Genomic DNA, 19,078 nt, shown 5'->3' with positions numbered 1-19,078 from the left:
ACGAAGGGATTACAGACCCTTAATCCAAACTCTGTAAATTTTTAAGCTGTGTCAGTTTTTTCTCAGCCTTTTCTAATCCAACGTGCCCCAGCCTGGTTCGCTTGTATCCCAAGCTCATACTGATCTCTGATTCACTGGACTTGACTTGATGGCTCTGGTTTGGTTGCTTTAACGTGTCTTGGAAGGGGCGCGGTGGTGCAGGCGACGCTGAGTTTACAAACAACCCTGACGATCCAACGCACTTTTTGAGAGAACACTACTGAATATGAGTCTCAAACGCAGACACTTCCTGATGTTTATGGGTGCAAGTGCTGGCTCTCTGGCGCTGCAACCCTTGGTGCAAAACGGACAAAAGCTCTCTCCCGTGCTGGAAGGTGCACCTGCTGCTGCCCAGTCCACATCGATTCCGTTTGTGCCAGTTAAAGGGCCGATGCCCGTAGAAACAGACGGCGTTTCGCTGACCCGGCAGATCGCTCAATACAGCACCTATGTCGTGAAGGACGATGTGGTGCTGCCCCCTGGATATACCTATGACGTGGTGGCTGCCTGGGGCGATCGCGTGGGTGACTCTCGCTTTGGCTACAACAACGACTATATTTCGCTGATTGAAACGGCACCGGGCGAGGGCTTCCTGGTGGTCAACCACGAGTACATTAGCTCTGTGCCCTGGAACGAAACGTTCCAGCAAGTCATTGGCAAGCCCCTGCCTGTTGCAGAGATTCAAGCCGCGGTGACGGCTGCTGGCGACGCAGGCATCAACGCCTTTGCGCTACCAGACAGCGACCCTTTGAAAGCGACCATTGCTCAGTATTGCGAGGAAGCCCTGATTGACCTCGGCATGTCCGTTATTTCGGTACGGCGAGATGCAAGCGGCAAGTGGGTTCGCACCAACTCTCGCAATGATCGCCGCATTACGGGTGCCTCTGGCCTAAAAGACGGCCGCTACCTGAAGACTACTGGCCCCGCAGTCACCATTTTCCGGAAGCGCAGCGGACAGGGCTACGTCGATACCCTGGGTGACAAGGTGATTGGCACGTTTAACAACTGCTCCGGTGGAACCACTCCCTGGGGTACTGTGTTCAGCGGTGAAGAAAACATCCAAGATTTCGTGCCGGAAGCCGTCTTCGCGGATGGCACCTCCTTTGACCCTGGCAAGAAAGCCTTTACGGTCAACAATGAAGGTGTGGACGGTACGGGCAATGTGTTTGGATTGGCGGGCAATAAGTACGGCTGGGCAGTCGAAGTAGACCCGTCTAATCCCAATGACTACGGCACCAAGCACACTTGGCTGGGTCGCTATCGCCATGAGGGCTTTGGCATCCGAGCTGTGGCAGGACAAAAGCTGGCGGTTTACTCAGGCTGCGATCGCCGGGGTGGGCACCTCTACAAGTTCGTCAGCGACGGCACGGTGCGCGATCCCAAGAGCAAGTCCAACTCTCGCCTGATGGAAAACGGGATGCTCTATGCCGCTAAGTTTAATCCCGATGGCACTGGCCGCTGGATTGCGCTGAAGGCAGATACGCCTGTTGATCCCGAACTGCCCAGCGTGCATGTGGGTGGCATGATTAATCTACCCAACCGTCCTGATGGTGGCTTTAGCAAAGTGACCGACGACGGGGCGATCGCCGCCTACAAGTCCCAGTTCAAAACGCTGGGCGACCTGTATGTCGGAAACGCCGAAGAAAAGCAGGGCGCGATCCTGATTGATGCACACTATGCTGCCAACGCTGCCGGGGCCACCTGCACCGCCCGCCCCGAAGACACCGACCTGGCCGCCGACGGCACCCTGTTCATCGCCTTTACCTCTGGCTCACCCAGCGGTAGCGATGGCAGCCCAAACAAGCTTGTGTTCAAAGCGCCAACTGGTGAATCTCAGTGGGAGTATGGCTGGATCGTCAAGCTAATGGAAGATGGCAACAACACCGCCGCGATGACTTTCAAGTGGGATGTCATGGCCCTCGGTGGAGAACCCGCTGACGGTGGATTTGGTTTCGCCAACCCCGACAACCTGGAGTTTGATGCGAAGGGCAACCTGTGGATGGTGACAGACATGTCTACCGACAAACACAACAAAGAGATTGCCAGCCGCATCAAGTCTGATGGTTCCAAGGTCAGCCAGTCTGACCTGCGGGGTCTATATGGCAACAACTCGGTGTGGTATTTCCCCATGTCGGGGGCAAACGTTGGAGAAGCCTATCTGTTTGCCTACGGCCCGATGGAGTGTGAAATGACGGGGCCCTTCGTAACCTCGGATATGAAGAGCTTCTTCCTAGCAGTTCAGCACCCCGGAGAAATTGGCGGGGTTCGCAAGCAAATGAAGTCCGAGACTCGCAAATTTGCAATGCGAACCACCGATGGCAAGGAGTTTGAGCAAACTCGCGAGGTGCCCATCGGCTCCAACTGGCCGGGCAACCAGCCCAATGACCCGCCCAAGCCTGCTGTGATTGCAATTCGCCGCATCAGTGGCTCACCGCTTGTATAGGATTTGAGCTGGCTTGAGTAATCAGAATCACCCCTCACCCTGACTCTGTTGAGGTGGGGGGTGTTTTTTTGTCCTCAGCGCCTACTTACTCATTTGCCAGAAGAAGAACTGCTGCGTGGGCTGAATGGCCGCGCCTTTGACCGTGTTTTGCACGAAGATGTAGTCCTTGTTTTGCCAAAGGGGAATGTAAGGCACGTCTTCGACCAGCAGGGTTTGCAGGTCTTTGAAGATCTTGGCACGGGCAGTGGGGTCTTGCTCAGCGCGTTGCTTGGTGACGAGTTCGTTGGCCTTGGGGCTGTAGTAAAAAGAACCATTGCCCTGGCTGGCCCCTCGCTGGCAAAGGGTTTCGGGGGAACCCTGGTCGCAACTGAGGAACGGCTGCACAAAGTTGTCGGGATCAAAGAAGTCGGGATACCAGTTCAGCAACACCGTTTGATACAGCCCGTTGTCTACGCCCTGGGAGAGGGTGGCGCGTTCGGCGCTGTTGACGGTGACGGTGACGAGGCCGGGCAGACCGCGCTCGATAGATTGCTTCATGGTGTTAGCAACATTGGCGCGGATGGTGGAGGCAGAGGGATACCAGACCTCAAAGTTCAGCGGATTTGCCTCGGAATAGCCAGCGGCAGTCAGGAACTCACGGGCTTTGTCAAAATTGCCGTCGCCGTAGGCCTCTTTGAATACGGGGACAGAATCTTCAAAGGCAGGGGGAATGATGGTGTAAAGCGGGGCGGCCTGACCTTGAAAGACGCGCTCGTTGATCAGGTTGCGATCGATCATGGCGGCGATCGCCTTCCTGACATTGAGATCATCGGTCGGTTTCACCTTCTGATTCAGCGTCATGTAGTTGACAACAGTTGTGCCCGCTTCGATCACTTCCCAGCCGCCGCTGCTGGTTTCCCGCTTGAGGCTGGTAATTTGTTCGGGATCAAGCGTTTGATAGGCAACATCCAGCCCTTTGGTGCGGAAAGTGTTGTAAAGATTGGCGGGGCTGGCGTAGATCTGGATATCAATGCCGTCGTTGGCGGGTTTTTCGCCCCAATAATCGGGGTTGACATCGAGCTTGATGGAGTCGGGCGTGAGCGAGGCCACCTTGTAGGGGCCGCTGCCGATGAAGCTATCGGGCTTGAATTTGCCTTCTCCAATTTCGTAGCTGCTGGGGGGGACGGGCGTGACACCCCAGAAGGTGAGCAAGGCAGGAAAGGCGGCAAAGGGCGACTTGAGCTTGATCGTCAGTTCGTATTCGCCGCTGGCAGTGACAGACTCGACCTGATCGGACAGCAGAAAGGAGGGGCCGCCGCCGTTCTGCATGAAGCGATCCATCGAAAATTTCATGACTTCGGCATTGAAGTCGGTGCCATCGTGCAACTTCACGCCCTGGCGCAGGGGAATTACGTAGGTCAGCCCATCATCGCTGACAGTGGGCATTTCGGTGGCAAGCTGGGGCACGATGTCGGTGGTGCCCGGTTGGTAGGTGTAGAGGCGATCGCCCAGGTTATACAGCAAAATACCGCCGAAAATCGTGTAGGCATCGGCGGGATCGAGCGTTTCGATCTTTTGCGTTGTGCCCATCGCAATGCGGCCGCCCGAAGAGGAACCCGTCGTCCCTGTTGCATTGGGAGCGGGCGTGTTGTTTGTCTGAGGACCGCCACAACCGATAATCAGCGCCACGCACAGGCAGAATAGCGTGGCAAATTGGGTGATTCGCATCGCACTCTGCCCTGGCCGTGCCCATTGCCCACGGCCCCATTTCACCAATCCCTTCATATTGCGTCCTATTGAGTCCTAACTACATTTACGCATTACATTTACGCCCTGTTGCGTCCTACAAACTCTCTGCTGTTTCAGCAAGAACCCTTAGCAACAAGCAGCCCATCGCATTAAAACTTTAATATACGACCTGCCTTGTTGGAGCGGCAGCCGAGATTGAGGAAGGGGCGATCGCCCCTTTGATCCACGCGATCTGCAACAATCTGTCTTTGCCCGTCTCCGCCCCGTTCCATCAAGCAAAAATAAACCCTGCCTCAGTAATATTGCGGATTTTTGGCACTTGTGGTTTGCTAGAGCTATTCCGTAGATTTACAGAGCTTTAGACCAACGTTTTAGACAGGGCTTTGACAGGTATGACTGAGGCAGATTTGGCTTTGGCAAAGGCATTCTTGCTATTTTCAGTAGCGGGGTATACAATCACGGCGGCCAATGCCTATCCCCAACCCCACTCTTTTCCGCAGGTGGTGGCTGGTTGGGCAGACTCGGTGATGACGGGCATGAGGGGCGATCGCGCAACCAAGGCTCCGTCATCCGTCACATCATCGATGCTGACAAACCAGAGTGGCGATACCTCCTCATCGTTTTCGCTTTACCTGAGTCAGCGCCCGACGCTGTTCTCAGATCGTGTAAGTTTGGCCAGTCCTCCCAAAACGAGTCCGGCAGTCTGGCAGAATGCTGCCCAGTTCACCCAGGGTTTTTCTGGCTTTCGCTCCGACCAACCGTTGACCTTGCCGCCCGTGCTGACGGAGGCCAGATTCCAGTTTCAGCTTTAGTGCTGCTAGATTCAAGTCGAGCGTTCTGCCGCTCTCTCAGTTGCGGCCAGATGCAGACAGGCTAGATGGAGTAATACAGCGGGAACGCCTTGGCATCCTTGGGTTTGACATAGACGCGCTGATTGGGCTGTAGCTGTAGCTCATCAAAGCGATCGCGCGTCAGGTGCGCCGTCAGCACTTGCCCGTCGTCCAGCGTCAGTTCTGCCTGGATTTCCCAGCCCAGATGAATAATCCGGCTGACGCGGGCGGGAACCGTCGTGCCATTGGGCTGCACTTCTACCATCACGTCCTGTGGGCGCAGAAAGACTTCCGGATGGGGCGAGTCGAAGCCGTTGCCCTGGAAGATATGCGAAGTGCTGGGCAGCACGTTCACCGGCCCAATGAAGCTCATCACAAAGGCGCTGGCGGGGTGGTCATAGATTTCCGCGGGTGTGCCCATTTGCTCCACCCGTCCCTGGTTCATCACCACGATTTCATCGGAGACTTCCATCGCCTCTTCCTGGTCGTGCGTGACGAAGACCGTGGTGACGTGAACCTCGTCGTGGAGCCGCCGCAGCCAGGCCCGCAGGTCTTTCCGCACCTTGGCATCCAGCGCCCCAAAGGGTTCGTCGAGCAATAGCACCTTGGGTTCTACTGCCAGGGCCCGGGCCAGGGCCACGCGCTGCCGCTGCCCGCCTGAAAGCTGAGATGGATAGCGATCGCCCAGTCCATTCAACTGCACCAGATCCAGCAGTTCCTCAACCCGCCTTTTCACCTTGTCTTTGGGCACTTTTTGGAGTTCCAGCCCAAAGGCAATATTTTTCCGCACCGTCATGTGCTTGAACAGGGCGTAGTGCTGAAACACAAAGCCGATGTTGCGGTCTTGCACGCTGGCATAGGTGGCATCTTTGCCCGTCAGCAAGATGCGCCCCGTATCGGGCATTTCCAGCCCCGAAATCAGCCGCAGCAGCGTGGATTTCCCAGACCCCGACGGCCCCAGCAGCGCCACCAGCGATCCCGTCTTGATCTCCAGGCTGACCTGATCGACCGCGCAAAAGCTGCCAAAGCGCTTTGATACGTTTTCAACAACAATCCCCATTGTTCAAAAATCCCCAAGAACTGGTGAAGCGGAGTGCAGCCGGGTGATAGGTTAAGGAGGCTGGGCGATCGCCCCACGACTCGTCAGAATATCACCCCAAACGGTGCTTCGGTGAACGTAACTCAATGCTCAACTCAACACTCCTCAACTCAACACTCAATGACGGATGAAAGTCCGGTTTTCAGATGTACTTTCTGTAGATTACAGCACTCCCCGAAAGACTGCAACGATTTTATTTAGAGTGCGATCCCAGCCCAACGGTTCGATAGACTATATGAACTTTTCTCGATGGAAAACCGTCTAGAGAGAGTCTGGAAATTCTTTTGGGAGAATCGAAATGAAAGGATTGAAAAAAATGTTGCGACGGGTTTTATGGGTAACTGCGCCTGCCGCGCTGTTGGCAGGGTTGGCAAGTTGCTCAGGTGGGGTTGATCCAGCGAATACAGCCCGTGCGCCCGAAGTGGCCACTGCGGAGGATCAGCCTGCCGCTTCATCAGATTCCAGCCTGACAGCCGCCGCATCGGGTCAGGATTTGACCGTTCTGTTCAGCCGCGTGTGGCGGATGACGCAAGCCCCCTCAGAACCCGCACCGGGCAGCATCTATGTATTCCTGCCCAATGGCACCTTTTTACAGACCTCCTGCGTGGAAACCTACGCCCTGTCGGGCTGGACAGTTGATAAAGACGCGCCAAACGTGCTGAAGGTGAGCGAGAATGGACAGGTCGCCCTGACTGCCGAGATTTTGGAACTGACCAACACCACGCTGAGGCTGCGGCAAACCCTGGTTCGTAGTGGTGATACGCAGGAGGTGACGCTGAGTGCGATGGAGGACGAGTTTATCTGCCCCGATTTGCCTCGATAGCGCCCAAGGGCGATCGCCCTGAGGTTCCAGTCTAAGCAGAGTTTCCGGCGTTTTCTCAGGCGTTTTCTCAGACGAGCGTTCATGACAAGAGGATTGCTGTGGCTGCCCCTGCTGGCGGTGTTTTGCTGGCTAGCCTGGGCCGGCTGGAATGAGTATCAAAAGCTGGAGGCCTATCGCCAGTGGGCCGCTCAGTTTGAGCGGGCAAAGTACGACATTCTGGCTGCGCTGGGGCAGCGGGGCGATGAGCTAGTGTGGGGCAAGCCGACGCGCCAAGGGCCAGTGGCGCTGCAAACCGTGAAGCTGGGCGACGTGAGGGCGATCGCCCTACAAGTTGATGGCCAAGCTCTGCCGCTGGATGCACCCCCCGAAACGGGACGAAATCTGGCAATTGCTTTGGAATTGCCGAATGGGGCGGTCACCATCCCCTTCACAGACTTGGCCCTAGCTGTGGAATGGGGACGGTTCCTCCAGCGCCATCAGCAAACCCTGCTGGAACCATAGCCTGACTGCAAACCTGCTGGTTTCGCCGTTCCAACGCTTTGCCCAGCAAAGTCTTCAGAAAGCCTCGATCTCGTCTTGATCTCTTGTGGCAATTTTGCAAAAACAGGATATACCAGGGAAAGCAGCGGGGCTTTGCCTGGAATCTGTCTTCATCGGCAAGCCTCAAATTCAGTGAATTAAGTTTAAGTGAATTAAGTGGCAGGGGTTCACGACCAAGATTCATGGCGGATATTGTTTCAGTCTCACGGGCGGAGCTAGCCAATCGGCGCAGGCGGCTGCGGCAACAACGTCGCTGGCGGGCGTTGCAGGGAATCTGGCGGCTGTCGATGGTGATGGGCATGGCGGGGGGTGCGGTGTGGCTGCTGACGCACCCTGCCTGGGTTATCGCGTCGCCCCAGCAGGTAGAGGTGGAAGGGAATCGGCTGCTGTCGGACGATACGGTGAAGTCGATGTTGGAGATTGACTATCCCAAAGCGCTGTGGCAGCTTAGCTCCGAGGCGATCGCCCGCCAGCTAGAGTCCCAGGGCATTATTGCTCAGGCATCGGTGACGCGCCACCTGTTTCCGCCCAGCCTGACGCTTGCCGTACAGGAGCGCGATCCCGTGGCGATCGCCGTTCTGGCACCGCCGATTGCCGGACACGAGACTGCGATTCCCAAGGATTCCACCACGAACGCACCCAGCCCCCCGCCAACCACTGGACTGCTGGATGCAACGGGTTTCCTCGTGCCGATGGATGAAACCACTGCGCTAGACGCAGGGCTAACGCTGCCTACTTTACGAGTCGTCGGTTTTCGGGTTGAACAACACGAGGAATGGGCCAACTTTTATCGAGATCTGAGCCAGCATCAGCAGCAAACCCCAGGGGCGATCGCCATTCAGGAAATCGACTGGAGCAACCCGTCCAACCTCATCTTGACTACCGAACTGGGATCGGTTCACCTGGGTGGCTACAGTTCTCGCTTCCCGGCCCAGCTCCGCGCCCTCGACCAGCTCCGACAATTGCCCACCAAGCTCGATCTCAGCCAGGTCATCTATATTGATCTGCAAAATCCAGATAAGCCCCTCATCCAAACGCGAGACATGCGCCTCCCCAGTCCGTCATCATCCAATCCTGACGATGAGGCTAGCTGGGATCAAGAGACTGGGACTGGGTCAAACGCTGAGACGGGAAGCTTGACCGATCCGACTAGTTCTGACACGGTTTCCGATCCGGCGATCGCCCCACCCGCCGCTTGGTAGAGCCAGCGCCGCGCCCCCGTCGGTTCAAATCGGCTCAACGCTGTCACCCAAGAACTTTCGTTTGTTTTCCAATCAAGTTGCACTATATTTAGTTAGAATTAGACCTCACATTCCTACCTGAGAAATCGTCTAGAAATCTCTTGGATCACGCTAATAGAACGCCGATAGCGATTGGCTCTGATTTCCAATGGGTTTGAGCGTTTGACTGGTTTGGGTTTCCACCATGAATAATCTGGGTGTTCTGCGATCGCTCTCGAATGACCAGAGCCACTGTTCATAGCCCCACCCCCAGTCCCGGTCAATTGGATCGTGTCCAAGTTGATCGTTCCAATCGACTGTTTCAGTGAACCGTTCAAGTTGATCGTTCAAGTTCCGTTCAAACTAAATGTCCAAATCCGCCGAGCCTGAGGCTACATCAGGCATTTCCACTGCTCCGTAGCCTCTTTGCGTTAGCGAACGTTAGAGAATTGCCATCAAAGGTGGAATTTGGAGATGTGGATGCGGACTGCGCGTGTAGTATTGATGTAAATATAATGCCTGGGCTTTCCTGCCTGGTTAACGAATTAAGCCACTTTTTTGACCAATGAATAATGCGAACCCTTTTGCCAATGCAGGCGCGAACTCTGGGCTTCATCTAAACCAGAGCCACGACACGAAACCGTCCCTCTCAGACGACTCTGGATATAGCGACATCGTGCCGAGCAGCCTGGCCCGGATTAAGGTCATTGGCGTGGGGGGAGGCGGCTGCAACGCGATTAACCGCATGATTGCCAGCCAAGTCTCTGGAGTCGAGTTTTGGTCGGTCAATACCGATGCTCAGGCGTTGACCAATGCCGCCACGCCGAACCGCCTCCAGGTGGGCAAGAAGCTGACTCGTGGGCTGGGCGCAGGCGGGCATCCGCCAGTGGGTGAAAAAGCAGCCGAAGAATCGCGGGATGAAATCGCCACTGCCCTAGAAGGGGCTGACCTCGTATTCATCACCGCAGGCATGGGCGGCGGCACGGGCACGGGCGCGGCTCCCATTGTGGCAGAAGTCGCGAAGGAAGTCGGCGCTCTGACGGTCGGCGTAGTGACTCGCCCCTTTACCTTTGAGGGCAAGCGCCGCACCTCTCAGGCAGAAGAGGGCATCGGGGCGTTGCAAAGCCGGGTGGATACGCTCATCGTCATCCCCAACGACAAGCTTTTGACGGTGATTTCAGCCGAAACGCCTGTGCAAGATGCGTTTCGCGTAGCAGATGATATCCTTCGCCAAGGCGTTCAGGGCATTTCCGACATCATCACCATTCCGGGTCTGGTGAATGTAGACTTTGCAGACGTGCGGGCAGTGATGGCCGATGCGGGTTCTGCCCTGATGGGGATTGGCATTGGCACGGGCAAGTCGCGGGCGCGGGAAGCAGCCACGGCCGCCATTTCGTCACCGCTGCTGGAATCTTCTATCGATGGCGCACGGGGCGTGGTGTTCAATATTCGCGGTGGTTCTGACCTAACGCTGCATGAGGTGAATGCGGCGGCCGAAATCATTTACGAAGCGGTTGATCCCAATGCCAACATTATCTTCGGCGCAGTGATTGACGATCGCCTCCAGGGAGAAGTCCAGATTACGGTCATCGCGACGGGCTTTGCGCCGGGTGAGGTAGCAACGTTGCAGTCTAGCCGGGTAGCTCCGCTCAAGCGCACGGTCACTGCTCCACCCATTGGCACTATGCCCACCGCGCCTTCCGCCGATCCGCGCCTGCGACCGGGGCTGGATATTCCCGAATTCTTACAGCGTCGCCGTCCGCCGACCCGCTAGGTTTTTGGGTTCATTTTTGGGTTCACTCAATGGACTGTTCCTGGAGCGATCGCCAGCCTGCCTGCCAGAGCGATCGCTCTTTTAGCTGCTTTGCGTTGATCCAGAACCGCACGCTGGGATCACAGGATGCCACCATCTCAGCAAATACCCACTCGCCCTCATTTTTGCGGTTGACCACCTGAAAGTGTCGCCAGCCCCAGGTGGTTTGCAGCGAAGTCCACTTAGACCCTACTAGATGGGGAAATTTTTGCTTTTTGGGCATCGTTACTCCTCACGCCAAAGCAGTCTTGCAACGCAATTCTTGGGAAAAAACGTTGATATGATAATCCAGATTGCCTGCCCGTGCGACCTTTCAAGCCGCGTCTCCAGGGTGATATTGCAGAACTTGCAATCATTGGTCGATTTGCGCTTTTTCTATCTACGCTAACCCCCAACCCCTTATGTCCCTGACCCTCCGCGTTTACGTCCCCTCCCATCCGCTCATCAAGCACTGGCTCTCGGTTGCCCGCGACGAATCAACCCCTACGGTTTTGTTTCGCAGCGCCATGACCGAGCTGGGGCGTTGGCTCACCTACGAAGCCACCCGCGACTGGCTGCCGACCACCGAGAGCGAAGTGCAAACGCCCCTGGCCCCCTGTCCAGCCACCTTCATTGACCCGGAGGTGCCGATTGTGGTGGTGCCAATTTTGCGGGCGGGGCTGGCGCTGCTGGATGGGGCGCAGGCGCTGCTGCCGCTGGCCTCGATTTATCATGTGGGGCTGGTGCGAAATGAGGAAACCCTGGAAGCCAGTTGCTACCTGAACAAGCTGCCAGAACAGATGCCGCCAGGGACGCGGGTGTTGGTGACGGACCCGATGCTGGCGACGGGTGGCTCTAGCCATTCGCTGTTAAAGCTGCTGGTAGAGCGCGGTGTTGATCCGGCGCTGATTCGGATTGTGGCGGTGGTGGCGGCTCCCCAGGCTTTGCAGCTATTGGGGGCAGACTTCCCAGCGCTGTCGATTTTCACAGCGGCCATCGACGAAGGGCTGAACGATCGGGGCTATATTGTGCCAGGGCTGGGCGATGCGGGCGATCGCACGTTTGGCACTTGAGGACGGGCACTTGAGGACGGGCACTTGAGACGGGGACTTGAGAAACCCACTGAGCAATCACACGCCCACGAATCGACTTAACGGTAGACTAAAGGGTATCTGAAATAACCGCTCGTGGCGATCGCGGAGAGAAAGGGTATGAGTCAGCAAGATAACTTCTTTGGCGGGTTTTGGGTCGGCGCAATTGTGGGCGGCGTAGTGGGCGGCGTGCTGGGCGTGCTGGTTGCCCCCCGCCTCTCGCGGCAAGACTCGCTAGAGAGCAAAAAGGGAGACCGTCATTTGCCCCTGTCTGAGCAAAACAGCGAGGACTCTCGTCGGGGGCTAGAGGACAAAATTGCCCAACTCAACGACGCGATCGATGACGTTCGCCAACAGTTGGGCGGGGTGAACGGCGGCAATCGAGTTGAAGGGATGGAACGGGTGCGGGGCGATCGCCCTTACTAGCCCCCTTGGAAAGCTTGTGAAAAGCCCATCTCTGAAAAAGCCCCCTTAAAGCCTCATTCAAACTAGCCTCATCCTGTAGAAATCCTGGAAGTCGTCAAGCGCCCGCTGGCTTCCAGGTCGTGTAGGTTAAACTGAGTGTTGAATGAGTTTAGTTCGCCATTATTCATCCAAACGCCCATGAGTGGTTCTACTATGCTGGTTGCCCAGTCCCTCTCCACCTTCATCTCGATCTACACGACAATCCTGATCATCCGCATCCTGCTTACCTGGTTTCCCAGCGTCAACTGGTATAGCCAGCCCTTCGCCGCCCTCAGCCAAATCACTGACCCCTACCTCAACATCTTTCGTCGCGTGATTCCGCCGCTGGGGGGCTTTGATTTTTCGCCGATCTTGGCAATTTTTCTCCTGCAATTTTTGGGACGCTTTCTGGAAAGCGCCGCCTATGCCGCCTTCTAAGCCTTCTAACCCTTCTAAGCGGTGACCCAAGCGGCTATCGGCGGACGGTTCCTGCAAATCCTGCTGCCTTGAACTGCTCCAGCTTTAGCGGTGTGGGCTGGTTTTCGGACACGCTGATGCGGAGTTCAAAATCGCTGACACCGGGCGGAACTTCGTCGATCGATCCCAGTCGAGTCCGGTTTTGCATCACTGGATTATCGTTGGCATCGTAAATACGACCGAAAATGTCGGCGTTGTAGATGTCCTTGTTGGTTGGATTTTCGGCTTTGCCCGTAATGATGTAGCAACTCGCGGGCATACTCGTGCCGCCAGGAGTGACAGCGCCTTCGCCCAATTCTTCTGGGCAGACTTGATAGGACAGGTCAAATAGCCGAATCTGCACGAGCGCTAGGGCTGTAGGTGCGTAGAACCAAGGGGCGATCGCCATACAGACCGCCAGGAAAATTACGAAAACGCGCTGAAGGCGGAAGTTAAACCAGTTCATCATTGCAGGGAATAGCGTAGACAGTAGCAGAATCCAGGTCGAAATCTAGGGAGTAGGCATGGAAAAATGGCTACCCTCAGCGTACCTGAATCTGGGGGCACAGGGGGTTAGCCAGCCTATTTTTATAGATGACTTCGCAGATGACTCCACAGATGTAGTGGCATAATGCAAAGTTAACTTGCAGAGTTAACGGTTGCGAAGCAGAGTGAACCGCGCATGACCCCTGCCGAGATTGAAGCTGCTTTGAGGGTCGCTTTCGATGCCTGTGATGCCGAAGGCTATCCTCTGAGTTTGGAACAGCAGAGCCTGTTGTTGCAGCTTGTGGCGCAACAGTTAGAAAACGGAGCGGCATTGTCTGCAACCGACTCCGCGGTCTCTGATCGGAACAAGCCAGGGGATAGCCAAAACAACCCGCTGGATGCGCTCACGGTAGATCAGCGGCGGGCGTTTTTGGACTATGTGCAGGAGGCTCAAGCCAGCGGGCGATCGTGGAAGGCGCAGTTGCTCAATGACTGGCTGCGAGGAAATGATTCTGGCCCGGTGCAGTTTGTCCGCGATCAGTTTGGGCTGAACTGGTTGGAACAGGTGCGTCCTGTGCATCTGGCGGCCTATGCAGAGGCAGCGTTGCGGCTGAAGGTGGGCGATCGCATCGAAGTGGCGAATAGTCTCTGGGAATGGGTGCAAGACGACGGCCCGTGCAGCCGCGAGTGGTTTCCCTGTACCGTTATCTCCGTTAATGAACCAGCCCCGCAAGAATCCGCCAATAGCCAATCTGCCAGCAGCGAACCAGAAACCACAGGCATGTCAGAGGCTTCCGAAACCCGACAGGCAAGCTGCTGCGTCCGATTTGATAACGGCATGGAATACGAAATTCAGGGTGTTTATGAGTGGAATCGCTATAACTGGCGCTGGGCTGGGGAAGAATCCCGGTTCTGAGCAGGTTTGACGAAAATCCCGCCTATTCTCCTGTTTTAAGGCGTTCCTGTCATCGGAAATCTAAAAGATTTGTGAAGCCTAAGTGGGTATTATTCTCAATAAGCAAGTTTTCTTGCAAATACTCGATTTATTGTGTATCCTTCTCAATAAAGCAACCTTATTGAAAAGGTGCCTATGACTGCCTACACTGCGACCTCACTAAAGGCTGAACTTAACGAGCGGGGCTGGCGCTTGACCCCTCAGCGCGAGACGATCCTGACAATCTTTCAGAACTTGCCCAAGGGCAATCATCTCAGCGCTGAGGACTTGTATAACCTGTTGAACGAGGAGGGGCATCATATTAGCCTCTCGACGATTTATCGCACGCTCAAGCTGATGGCCCGCATGGGCATTCTGCGAGAGCTAGAGCTGGCCGAGGGCCATAAGCACTACGAAATCAACCAGCCCGCGCCCTATCATCACCATCACCTGATCTGCGTCCGCTGCAACAAGACGATTGAGTTCAAGAACGATTCAATCCTGAAAACGGGCAGCCGCACCGCTCAGAAAGAGGGCTATCACCTGCTCGACTGCCAGCTTATTATTCATGCTGTTTGTCCAACCTGTCAGCGATCGCTCCTTCCGATTTAGCTTCTTCTTCGATTTGGTTCAGGGCGGACTGATCTGCCAGTTTTGACGGCTTCTGCTACAGATCTTCTGATTTGGCTCTCATAAGAGCCAAAAAGCCCAGAGTTGAAAGACTCCGGGCTTTCCTGTTAACGGCTATCGGCGCGACAGATCAGGCTAGAGATTGGACGAAATCTCAGGAGCCTTGAGCAACGCCTGCTTTGAAAGCGTCGCGGTTTCTTTCTCCGCAGCGGCGATCGCAAAAGATTCCTGAAGCTGGGCTGTCACCTGCTCGGTCGTAGAATCATACATCTGCGTAATCAGCTTGGGATAGAACCCGATGCCAATAATCGGGATCAACAGCGACGCAATAATAAAGACTTCGCGAGGCTCGGCATCCACCAGCACCTCATGCTCCACGAGTTCCTGGTTTTCTGGCCCATAGAAAATCTCTCGCAGCATAGACAGTAGATAGATCGGTGTCAGGATCACGCCCACCGCCATTAGCGTAATCACGATAATTTTGAACGTCTGGTCATAGGCATCGCTGGTGGCAAAGCCCACAAATACCATCAGTTCTGCGACGAATCCGCTCATTCCCGGCAGGGCCAGCGAGGCCATCGAGCAAGCTGTAAACATGGCGAAGATCTTGGGCATTTTTTTGCCTACGCCGCCCATCTCGTCCAGGATGAGGGTGTGGGTTCGGTCATAGGTTGCGCCTACTAGGAAGAACAGGCTGGCTCCAATCAGCCCGTGGGACACCATTTGCAGCATGGCTCCGCTCAGTCCTAGGTTGGTAAAGGAGGCTAAGCCAATTAGCACGAAGCCCATGTGGGAAATCGAGGAGTAGGCAATTTTCCGCTTCAGGTTTCGCTGAGCAAAGGAAGTCAGCGCGGCGTAGATAATATTAACCACGCCCAAAATCACCAGAATCGGCGCAAAGCGGACGTGGGCATCCGGCAGCATCTGCACATTCATCCGCAGCAGCGCGTAGCCGCCCATTTTTAGCAGAATGCCCGCCAGCAGCATGTGAACTGGAGCCGTCGCCTCGCCGTGGGCATCCGGCAGCCAGGTGTGCAGCGGGAAAATCGGCAGCTTGACGGCGTAGGCAATCAGGAAGCCTGCGTAGACCAAAAGCTGGAACTTTAGCGGGAAGTCCTTATCCATGAGCGATCGCATGTCAAAGGTGACCGTATCGCCATAGAATGCCATCGCCAACGCTGCCACCAGAATAAATAGCGATCCGCCTGCGGTGTACAGAATGAACTTGGTGGCTGCGTAGAGCCGCTTCTTGCCGCCCCAAATGGACAGCAGCAAGTACACCGGGATTAGCTCCAGTTCCCATACTAGGAAGAACAGCAGCATATCCTGTACGGCAAATACCGCAATCTGTCCGCCATACATCGCCAGCATCAGAAAGTAAAACAGGCGCGGCTTCAGCGTTACGGGCCAGGATGCCAGAATCGCCAGCGTGGTGATAAAGCTGGTCAGCAGAATTAGTGGCATTGAGAGTCCGTCTGCCCCCACTGACCAGCGCAGGTCCAGTGACGACACCCAGGAATAGCTCTCGACCAGTTGCAAGTCAGAACGGCTGAAGTCGTATTGGGTATAGAAGGCGTAGACCGTCAGCGCAAAGTCGATCAGTCCGATGATTAGAGCGTACCAGCGGATGGTTTTTCCGTCTTTATCGGGAAGAACCGGGATCGCCAGTGATGCAAGGACAGGCAATAGGATGATGGTTGTTAACCAGGGAAATTCAGCAGTATTCATGTAGAAATTTAGATCTCAAACGTTCAGAGCAGGTTTCTGAGTAAGTTTCTGAAAGAATCTGAAAGGATTAGCTTTTAACTTGCAATCTCACTTGCGACCCAACTGCGATCTAGTTGAATTGATTGAAGATTGATTGATGGAAGATTGAACATTGAAGATTGAACGGTCAACTCAAGTAACTTGGACGCTCACTCAGGCGGCAAATTTCCCAAAAGGGGGCAAGACAGAAGCGGAGAGCGATCGCCCTCCGCCCTGTGTCAACCTTAGGTAATCCCGGAAACCAGCACCAGCCCCAGCACCGCGCCAAAGACGATCAGCGCGTAGAATTGCACCCTGCCGCTTTCCAGATATTTCAGCGCTTCGCCTGTGACCAGCGTGACAAAGCCCGTCAGGTTTACCAGCCCATCCACAATTCGCACGTCCACTTCTAGCACCTGCCGGGCCAGACGACGGCTGCCCTGCACGAATACGGCGTTGTAGATGTCGTCGATATACCACTTATTGAGGGAAAGCTGATAAAGCGGCTGGATCTTGTCGGCGATCGCCGCTGGGTCGATTTTCTTGAGCAGGTACATTGCCGTTGCCAGCGCAATGCCGCCGAGGGCGATCGCCACCGAGCTACCGCCCATCGTCAAAAATTCACCCCAGTCCACTGCCTCGGCTTCGTGGATTACCTCACCGGGCGCGTGGATGAATTCTTCAAAGTAATTCTTGAACGGCGTGCCCACTAGCCCAATCAGCATCGACGGGATGGCCAGCACCATTAGCGGCAGCGTCATCGTAATTGGCGACTCGTGCGGCTCGCTGGCGTGGTGTCCGTGGTCGTCGTAAGCCTCGTGATCTTCGGCAGGAGGCTCCGCCGTTAGCTCTAGTGGGTTCATTGCACCGGGGCCAAAGGCCAGACCCAACTTCTGAAGCTGTTCATTTTTCAGCTTGCGTTTGATCTCCCCATTAGTGCCGCGAAACTCGCCCTCAAAGGTACTGAAGTACATGCGGAACATATAGAACGCCGTGATCCCTGCCGTTAGAAATCCAACGGCCCACAGCGCAGGGTTCGCCCGGAAGGTCGCTCCTAGAATTTCGTCCTTTGACCAGAAGCCAGCCAAAGGAGGAATTCCGGCGATCGCCAGCGTGCCAATCAAGAAGGTCGTGGCGGTGATCGGCATATACTTCCGCAGACCGCCCATCAACCTCATATCCTGCGCCAGCACTGGGTCGTGTCCTACCACACCCTCCATGCCGTGGATCACAGAACCAGAACCGAGGAACAGCATTGCTTTGAAGTAGGCGTGGGTCATCAGGTGAAAGAGTCCGGCGGTGTAGGCTCCCACTCCCATGCCCATGACCATATAGCCAAGCTGGGACATTGTGGAATAAGCCAGACCCTTCTTGATATCGTTTTGCGTGATGGCGATGCTGGCTCCCAAAAATGCTGTGACCGCGCCCGTATAGGCAATCACGTTCATGGCAGTGGGGATATGCTCAAACACGGGGAACATGCGAGCAATCAAGAAGACACCCGCCGCCACCATCGTAGCTGCGTGGATCAGTGCCGAAATGGGGGTGGGGCCTTCCATGGCGTCTGGCAGCCAAACGTGCAGCGGAAACTGGGCTGACTTTGCCACCGGGCCAAGGAACACCAGCACTGCAAACAGCGCTGCCATCGCTCCACTCAGGGCCCCCGACTGGACGAGTTCCTGGAGGCGATCGCCAATTACCTCAAACTCAAAGCTGCCTGTCGCCCAGTACAAGCCCAGTATCCCCAGCAGCAGCCCAAAGTCGCCCACCCGGTTCGTTACAAACGCCTTCTGGCAGGCATCGGCAGCCGCTTTACGGTCATACCAGAAGCCGATCAGCAGGTAGGAACACATCCCCACCAGTTCCCAGAAAATATAAATCTGCACCAAGTTCGGGCTAATCACCAGCCCCAGCATCGACGAGCTAAACAAACTGAGGTAGGCATAGAACCGGACGTAGCCCGGATCGTGAGCCATATAGCCGTCGGTGTAGATCATCACCAAAAAGGCCACCGTCGTCACAATCACCAGCATCAGCGCCGTCAGGTGATCAACGATATAGCCCATCGATAGGTGAAAATCGCCTGCCGATGCCCACTCAATCGAGCGCTCGTAGGTCGGATGTCCTTGAATCTGGCTCCACAGCAGCGCAAAGGAGAGAACCATTGCAGTGCCCGTCAGCGAGACAATAAACACCGAGCTGGGCTTGCGAAACTGTTTGGCGAAACTGCTGGAAGAAATCAGACCCAGCCCCAAAATCATCGCCCCTGCCAGGGGCAACACTGGGATCAGCCAGGCATATGCGTAGAGGGATTCCATGATGAAGCCTACTTCAAGCTTTTTTTCAAATCGGGCAAAACCGCTTACATTTTGACACAGACTGGCGGAGTAGAGGTGTTTCTGAAGGTTTTGTCAAGAATGGGGCTGCGATGGTTTTAGACTCGATTCCTCACCCAATTCTGAATGAGCCACCCGACTCCGCATCATCTACTGCACTCGGTCACAGTTAATCTGTACAGATCACCTGTCAGAACCTAATCGTCATAGATCACATACTGCCCCATTCTTCCCTGTATTGTTCGACACGCTATTAAAATTTCTCCCGTTTTTATTCGACAGCCGCACGACTTGATGAAGATTAGCTGCAACCTTGCTACAGGAAACTCAGAATTGCAGGCGATACAGCGCATTAGGGCAAATTTACAGGTTGGCATGGAATTTTAGGGGCGATCGCCCGTCTGCACGCGCTCAGACTTCGTTAAATTTCCTCAAAGGATG

General features: G+C 55.4%; 17 protein-coding genes. 11 read left to right on the top strand and 6 right to left on the bottom strand.

From position 1 onward, the window contains the following. Positions 1-265 precede the first annotated feature (265 nt). Positions 266-2,482, top strand: coding sequence for an alkaline phosphatase PhoX (locus IGS16_RS05230; RefSeq protein WP_297083918.1), 2,217 nt, complete (start codon positions 266-268; stop codon positions 2,480-2,482). An 81-nt stretch (positions 2,483-2,563) separates the two neighbouring features. Here IGS16_RS05230 and IGS16_RS05225 read toward each other — a convergent pair whose 3' ends face one another. Next, complete coding sequence (locus IGS16_RS05225; RefSeq protein ID WP_297083917.1) at positions 2,564-4,189, bottom strand: ABC transporter substrate-binding protein; 1,626 nt, start codon at positions 4,187-4,189, stop codon at positions 2,564-2,566. A gap of 413 nt (positions 4,190-4,602) precedes the next feature. Here IGS16_RS05225 and IGS16_RS05220 point away from each other — a divergent pair, with 413 nt between their 5' ends. Then, positions 4,603-5,022: a hypothetical protein gene (locus tag IGS16_RS05220; protein WP_297083915.1), complete on the top strand. Its 420-nt coding sequence runs from the start codon at positions 4,603-4,605 to the stop codon at positions 5,020-5,022. A gap of 61 nt (positions 5,023-5,083) precedes the next feature. Here the strand turns inward: IGS16_RS05220 and IGS16_RS05215 are convergent, their stop codons facing one another. Then, the gene (locus IGS16_RS05215; protein ID WP_297083913.1) at positions 5,084-6,100 is read right to left on the bottom strand and encodes a TOBE-like domain-containing protein; all 1,017 of its coding nucleotides are present in this window, start codon (positions 6,098-6,100) and stop codon (positions 5,084-5,086) included. A gap of 337 nt (positions 6,101-6,437) precedes the next feature. On the opposite strand from IGS16_RS05215, the gene IGS16_RS05210 reads away from it, so the two are divergent. From IGS16_RS05210 to ftsZ, 4 genes are all read left to right on the top strand, one after another. Continuing rightward, a complete protein-coding gene (locus tag IGS16_RS05210; protein WP_297083911.1) occupies positions 6,438-6,962 on the top strand; it encodes a hypothetical protein in 525 nt (174 codons plus the stop codon). Positions 6,963-7,043: 81 nt separating this feature from the next. After that, positions 7,044-7,463, top strand: a complete 420-nt coding sequence (locus IGS16_RS05205; RefSeq protein WP_297083909.1) for a hypothetical protein — start codon at positions 7,044-7,046, stop codon at positions 7,461-7,463. Positions 7,464-7,684: 221 nt separating this feature from the next. Next, positions 7,685-8,704, top strand: a complete 1,020-nt coding sequence (locus IGS16_RS05200; protein WP_297083908.1) for an FtsQ-type POTRA domain-containing protein — start codon at positions 7,685-7,687, stop codon at positions 8,702-8,704. A 583-nt stretch (positions 8,705-9,287) separates the two neighbouring features. Next, positions 9,288-10,496 carry a cell division protein FtsZ gene (gene ftsZ, locus IGS16_RS05195; protein WP_297083906.1) on the top strand — a complete coding sequence of 403 codons (1,209 nt, stop codon included), beginning with the start codon at positions 9,288-9,290 and terminating at the stop codon, positions 10,494-10,496. Positions 10,497-10,518: 22 nt separating this feature from the next. Here the strand turns inward: ftsZ and IGS16_RS05190 are convergent, their stop codons facing one another. Then, entirely contained in the window at positions 10,519-10,758 is a 240-nt protein-coding gene (locus IGS16_RS05190; protein WP_068510182.1) for a TIGR02450 family Trp-rich protein, read from the bottom strand. A gap of 178 nt (positions 10,759-10,936) precedes the next feature. Here IGS16_RS05190 and upp point away from each other — a divergent pair, with 178 nt between their 5' ends. The 3 genes from upp to IGS16_RS05175 all read left to right on the top strand — a co-directional run bounded on the left by upp (position 10,937) and on the right by IGS16_RS05175 (position 12,487). Next, complete coding sequence (gene upp / locus IGS16_RS05185) at positions 10,937-11,587, top strand: uracil phosphoribosyltransferase (protein WP_068510184.1); 651 nt, start codon at positions 10,937-10,939, stop codon at positions 11,585-11,587. A 138-nt stretch (positions 11,588-11,725) separates the two neighbouring features. Beyond that, entirely contained in the window at positions 11,726-12,031 is a 306-nt protein-coding gene (locus IGS16_RS05180; protein ID WP_068510187.1) for a hypothetical protein, read from the top strand. Between the two features lie 177 nt (positions 12,032-12,208). Next, positions 12,209-12,487 carry a YggT family protein gene (locus tag IGS16_RS05175; protein WP_084782466.1) on the top strand — a complete coding sequence of 93 codons (279 nt, stop codon included), beginning with the start codon at positions 12,209-12,211 and terminating at the stop codon, positions 12,485-12,487. A 34-nt stretch (positions 12,488-12,521) separates the two neighbouring features. Here the strand turns inward: IGS16_RS05175 and IGS16_RS05170 are convergent, their stop codons facing one another. After that, entirely contained in the window at positions 12,522-12,914 is a 393-nt protein-coding gene (locus IGS16_RS05170) for a hypothetical protein (RefSeq protein ID WP_172359115.1), read from the bottom strand. Between the two features lie 273 nt (positions 12,915-13,187). On the opposite strand from IGS16_RS05170, the gene IGS16_RS05165 reads away from it, so the two are divergent. Together IGS16_RS05165 and IGS16_RS05160 are read left to right on the top strand one after the other, a co-directional pair. Next, positions 13,188-13,907, top strand: a complete 720-nt coding sequence (locus IGS16_RS05165) for a hypothetical protein (protein WP_297083902.1) — start codon at positions 13,188-13,190, stop codon at positions 13,905-13,907. Positions 13,908-14,081: 174 nt separating this feature from the next. Beyond that, a complete protein-coding gene (locus IGS16_RS05160; protein ID WP_172358542.1) occupies positions 14,082-14,537 on the top strand; it encodes a Fur family transcriptional regulator in 456 nt (151 codons plus the stop codon). 153 nt (positions 14,538-14,690) lie between these two features. On the opposite strand, the gene ndhD1 is transcribed toward IGS16_RS05160, so the two are convergent. Both ndhD1 and IGS16_RS05150 read right to left on the bottom strand, forming a co-directional pair. Then, positions 14,691-16,283 carry a photosynthetic/respiratory NAD(P)H-quinone oxidoreductase subunit D1 gene (gene ndhD1, locus IGS16_RS05155; RefSeq protein ID WP_367185730.1) on the bottom strand — a complete coding sequence of 531 codons (1,593 nt, stop codon included), beginning with the start codon at positions 16,281-16,283 and terminating at the stop codon, positions 14,691-14,693. Positions 16,284-16,546: 263 nt separating this feature from the next. Then, the gene (locus IGS16_RS05150; protein WP_297083900.1) at positions 16,547-18,619 is read right to left on the bottom strand and encodes an NAD(P)H-quinone oxidoreductase subunit 5; all 2,073 of its coding nucleotides are present in this window, start codon (positions 18,617-18,619) and stop codon (positions 16,547-16,549) included. Positions 18,620-19,078 lie beyond the last annotated feature (459 nt).

The sequence above is a fragment of the Thermoleptolyngbya sp. C42_A2020_037 genome, assembly GCF_015272455.1.
In the GTDB taxonomy this organism is placed as follows: domain Bacteria; phylum Cyanobacteriota; class Cyanobacteriia; order Elainellales; family Elainellaceae; genus Thermoleptolyngbya.
This window is presented reverse-complemented; position numbering and strand designations above follow the sequence as displayed.

Excerpts from the sequence above, each read along its gene's own strand:
- IGS16_RS05180 (WP_068510187.1), top strand. The coding sequence starts at position 11,726 with ATGAGTCAGCAAGATAACTTCTTTGGCGGGTTTTGGGTCGGCGCAATT.
- IGS16_RS05210 (WP_297083911.1), top strand. The coding sequence starts at position 6,438 with ATGAAAGGATTGAAAAAAATGTTGCGACGGGTTTTATGGGTAACTGCG.
- IGS16_RS05190 (WP_068510182.1), bottom strand. The coding sequence starts at position 10,758 with ATGCCCAAAAAGCAAAAATTTCCCCATCTAGTAGGGTCTAAGTGGACT.
- ndhD1 (WP_367185730.1), bottom strand. The coding sequence starts at position 16,283 with ATGAATACTGCTGAATTTCCCTGGTTAACAACCATCATCCTATTGCCT.
- IGS16_RS05220 (WP_297083915.1), top strand. The coding sequence starts at position 4,603 with ATGACTGAGGCAGATTTGGCTTTGGCAAAGGCATTCTTGCTATTTTCA.
- IGS16_RS05225 (WP_297083917.1), bottom strand. The coding sequence starts at position 4,189 with ATGCGAATCACCCAATTTGCCACGCTATTCTGCCTGTGCGTGGCGCTG.
- ftsZ (WP_297083906.1), top strand. The coding sequence starts at position 9,288 with ATGAATAATGCGAACCCTTTTGCCAATGCAGGCGCGAACTCTGGGCTT.
- IGS16_RS05205 (WP_297083909.1), top strand. The coding sequence starts at position 7,044 with ATGACAAGAGGATTGCTGTGGCTGCCCCTGCTGGCGGTGTTTTGCTGG.
- IGS16_RS05200 (WP_297083908.1), top strand. The coding sequence starts at position 7,685 with ATGGCGGATATTGTTTCAGTCTCACGGGCGGAGCTAGCCAATCGGCGC.
- IGS16_RS05170 (WP_172359115.1), bottom strand. The coding sequence starts at position 12,914 with ATGGCGATCGCCCCTTGGTTCTACGCACCTACAGCCCTAGCGCTCGTG.
- IGS16_RS05175 (WP_084782466.1), top strand. The coding sequence starts at position 12,209 with ATGAGTGGTTCTACTATGCTGGTTGCCCAGTCCCTCTCCACCTTCATC.
- IGS16_RS05150 (WP_297083900.1), bottom strand. The coding sequence starts at position 18,619 with ATGGAATCCCTCTACGCATATGCCTGGCTGATCCCAGTGTTGCCCCTG.
- IGS16_RS05165 (WP_297083902.1), top strand. The coding sequence starts at position 13,188 with ATGACCCCTGCCGAGATTGAAGCTGCTTTGAGGGTCGCTTTCGATGCC.
- upp (WP_068510184.1), top strand. The coding sequence starts at position 10,937 with ATGTCCCTGACCCTCCGCGTTTACGTCCCCTCCCATCCGCTCATCAAG.
- IGS16_RS05215 (WP_297083913.1), bottom strand. The coding sequence starts at position 6,100 with ATGGGGATTGTTGTTGAAAACGTATCAAAGCGCTTTGGCAGCTTTTGC.
- IGS16_RS05230 (WP_297083918.1), top strand. The coding sequence starts at position 266 with ATGAGTCTCAAACGCAGACACTTCCTGATGTTTATGGGTGCAAGTGCT.
- IGS16_RS05160 (WP_172358542.1), top strand. The coding sequence starts at position 14,082 with ATGACTGCCTACACTGCGACCTCACTAAAGGCTGAACTTAACGAGCGG.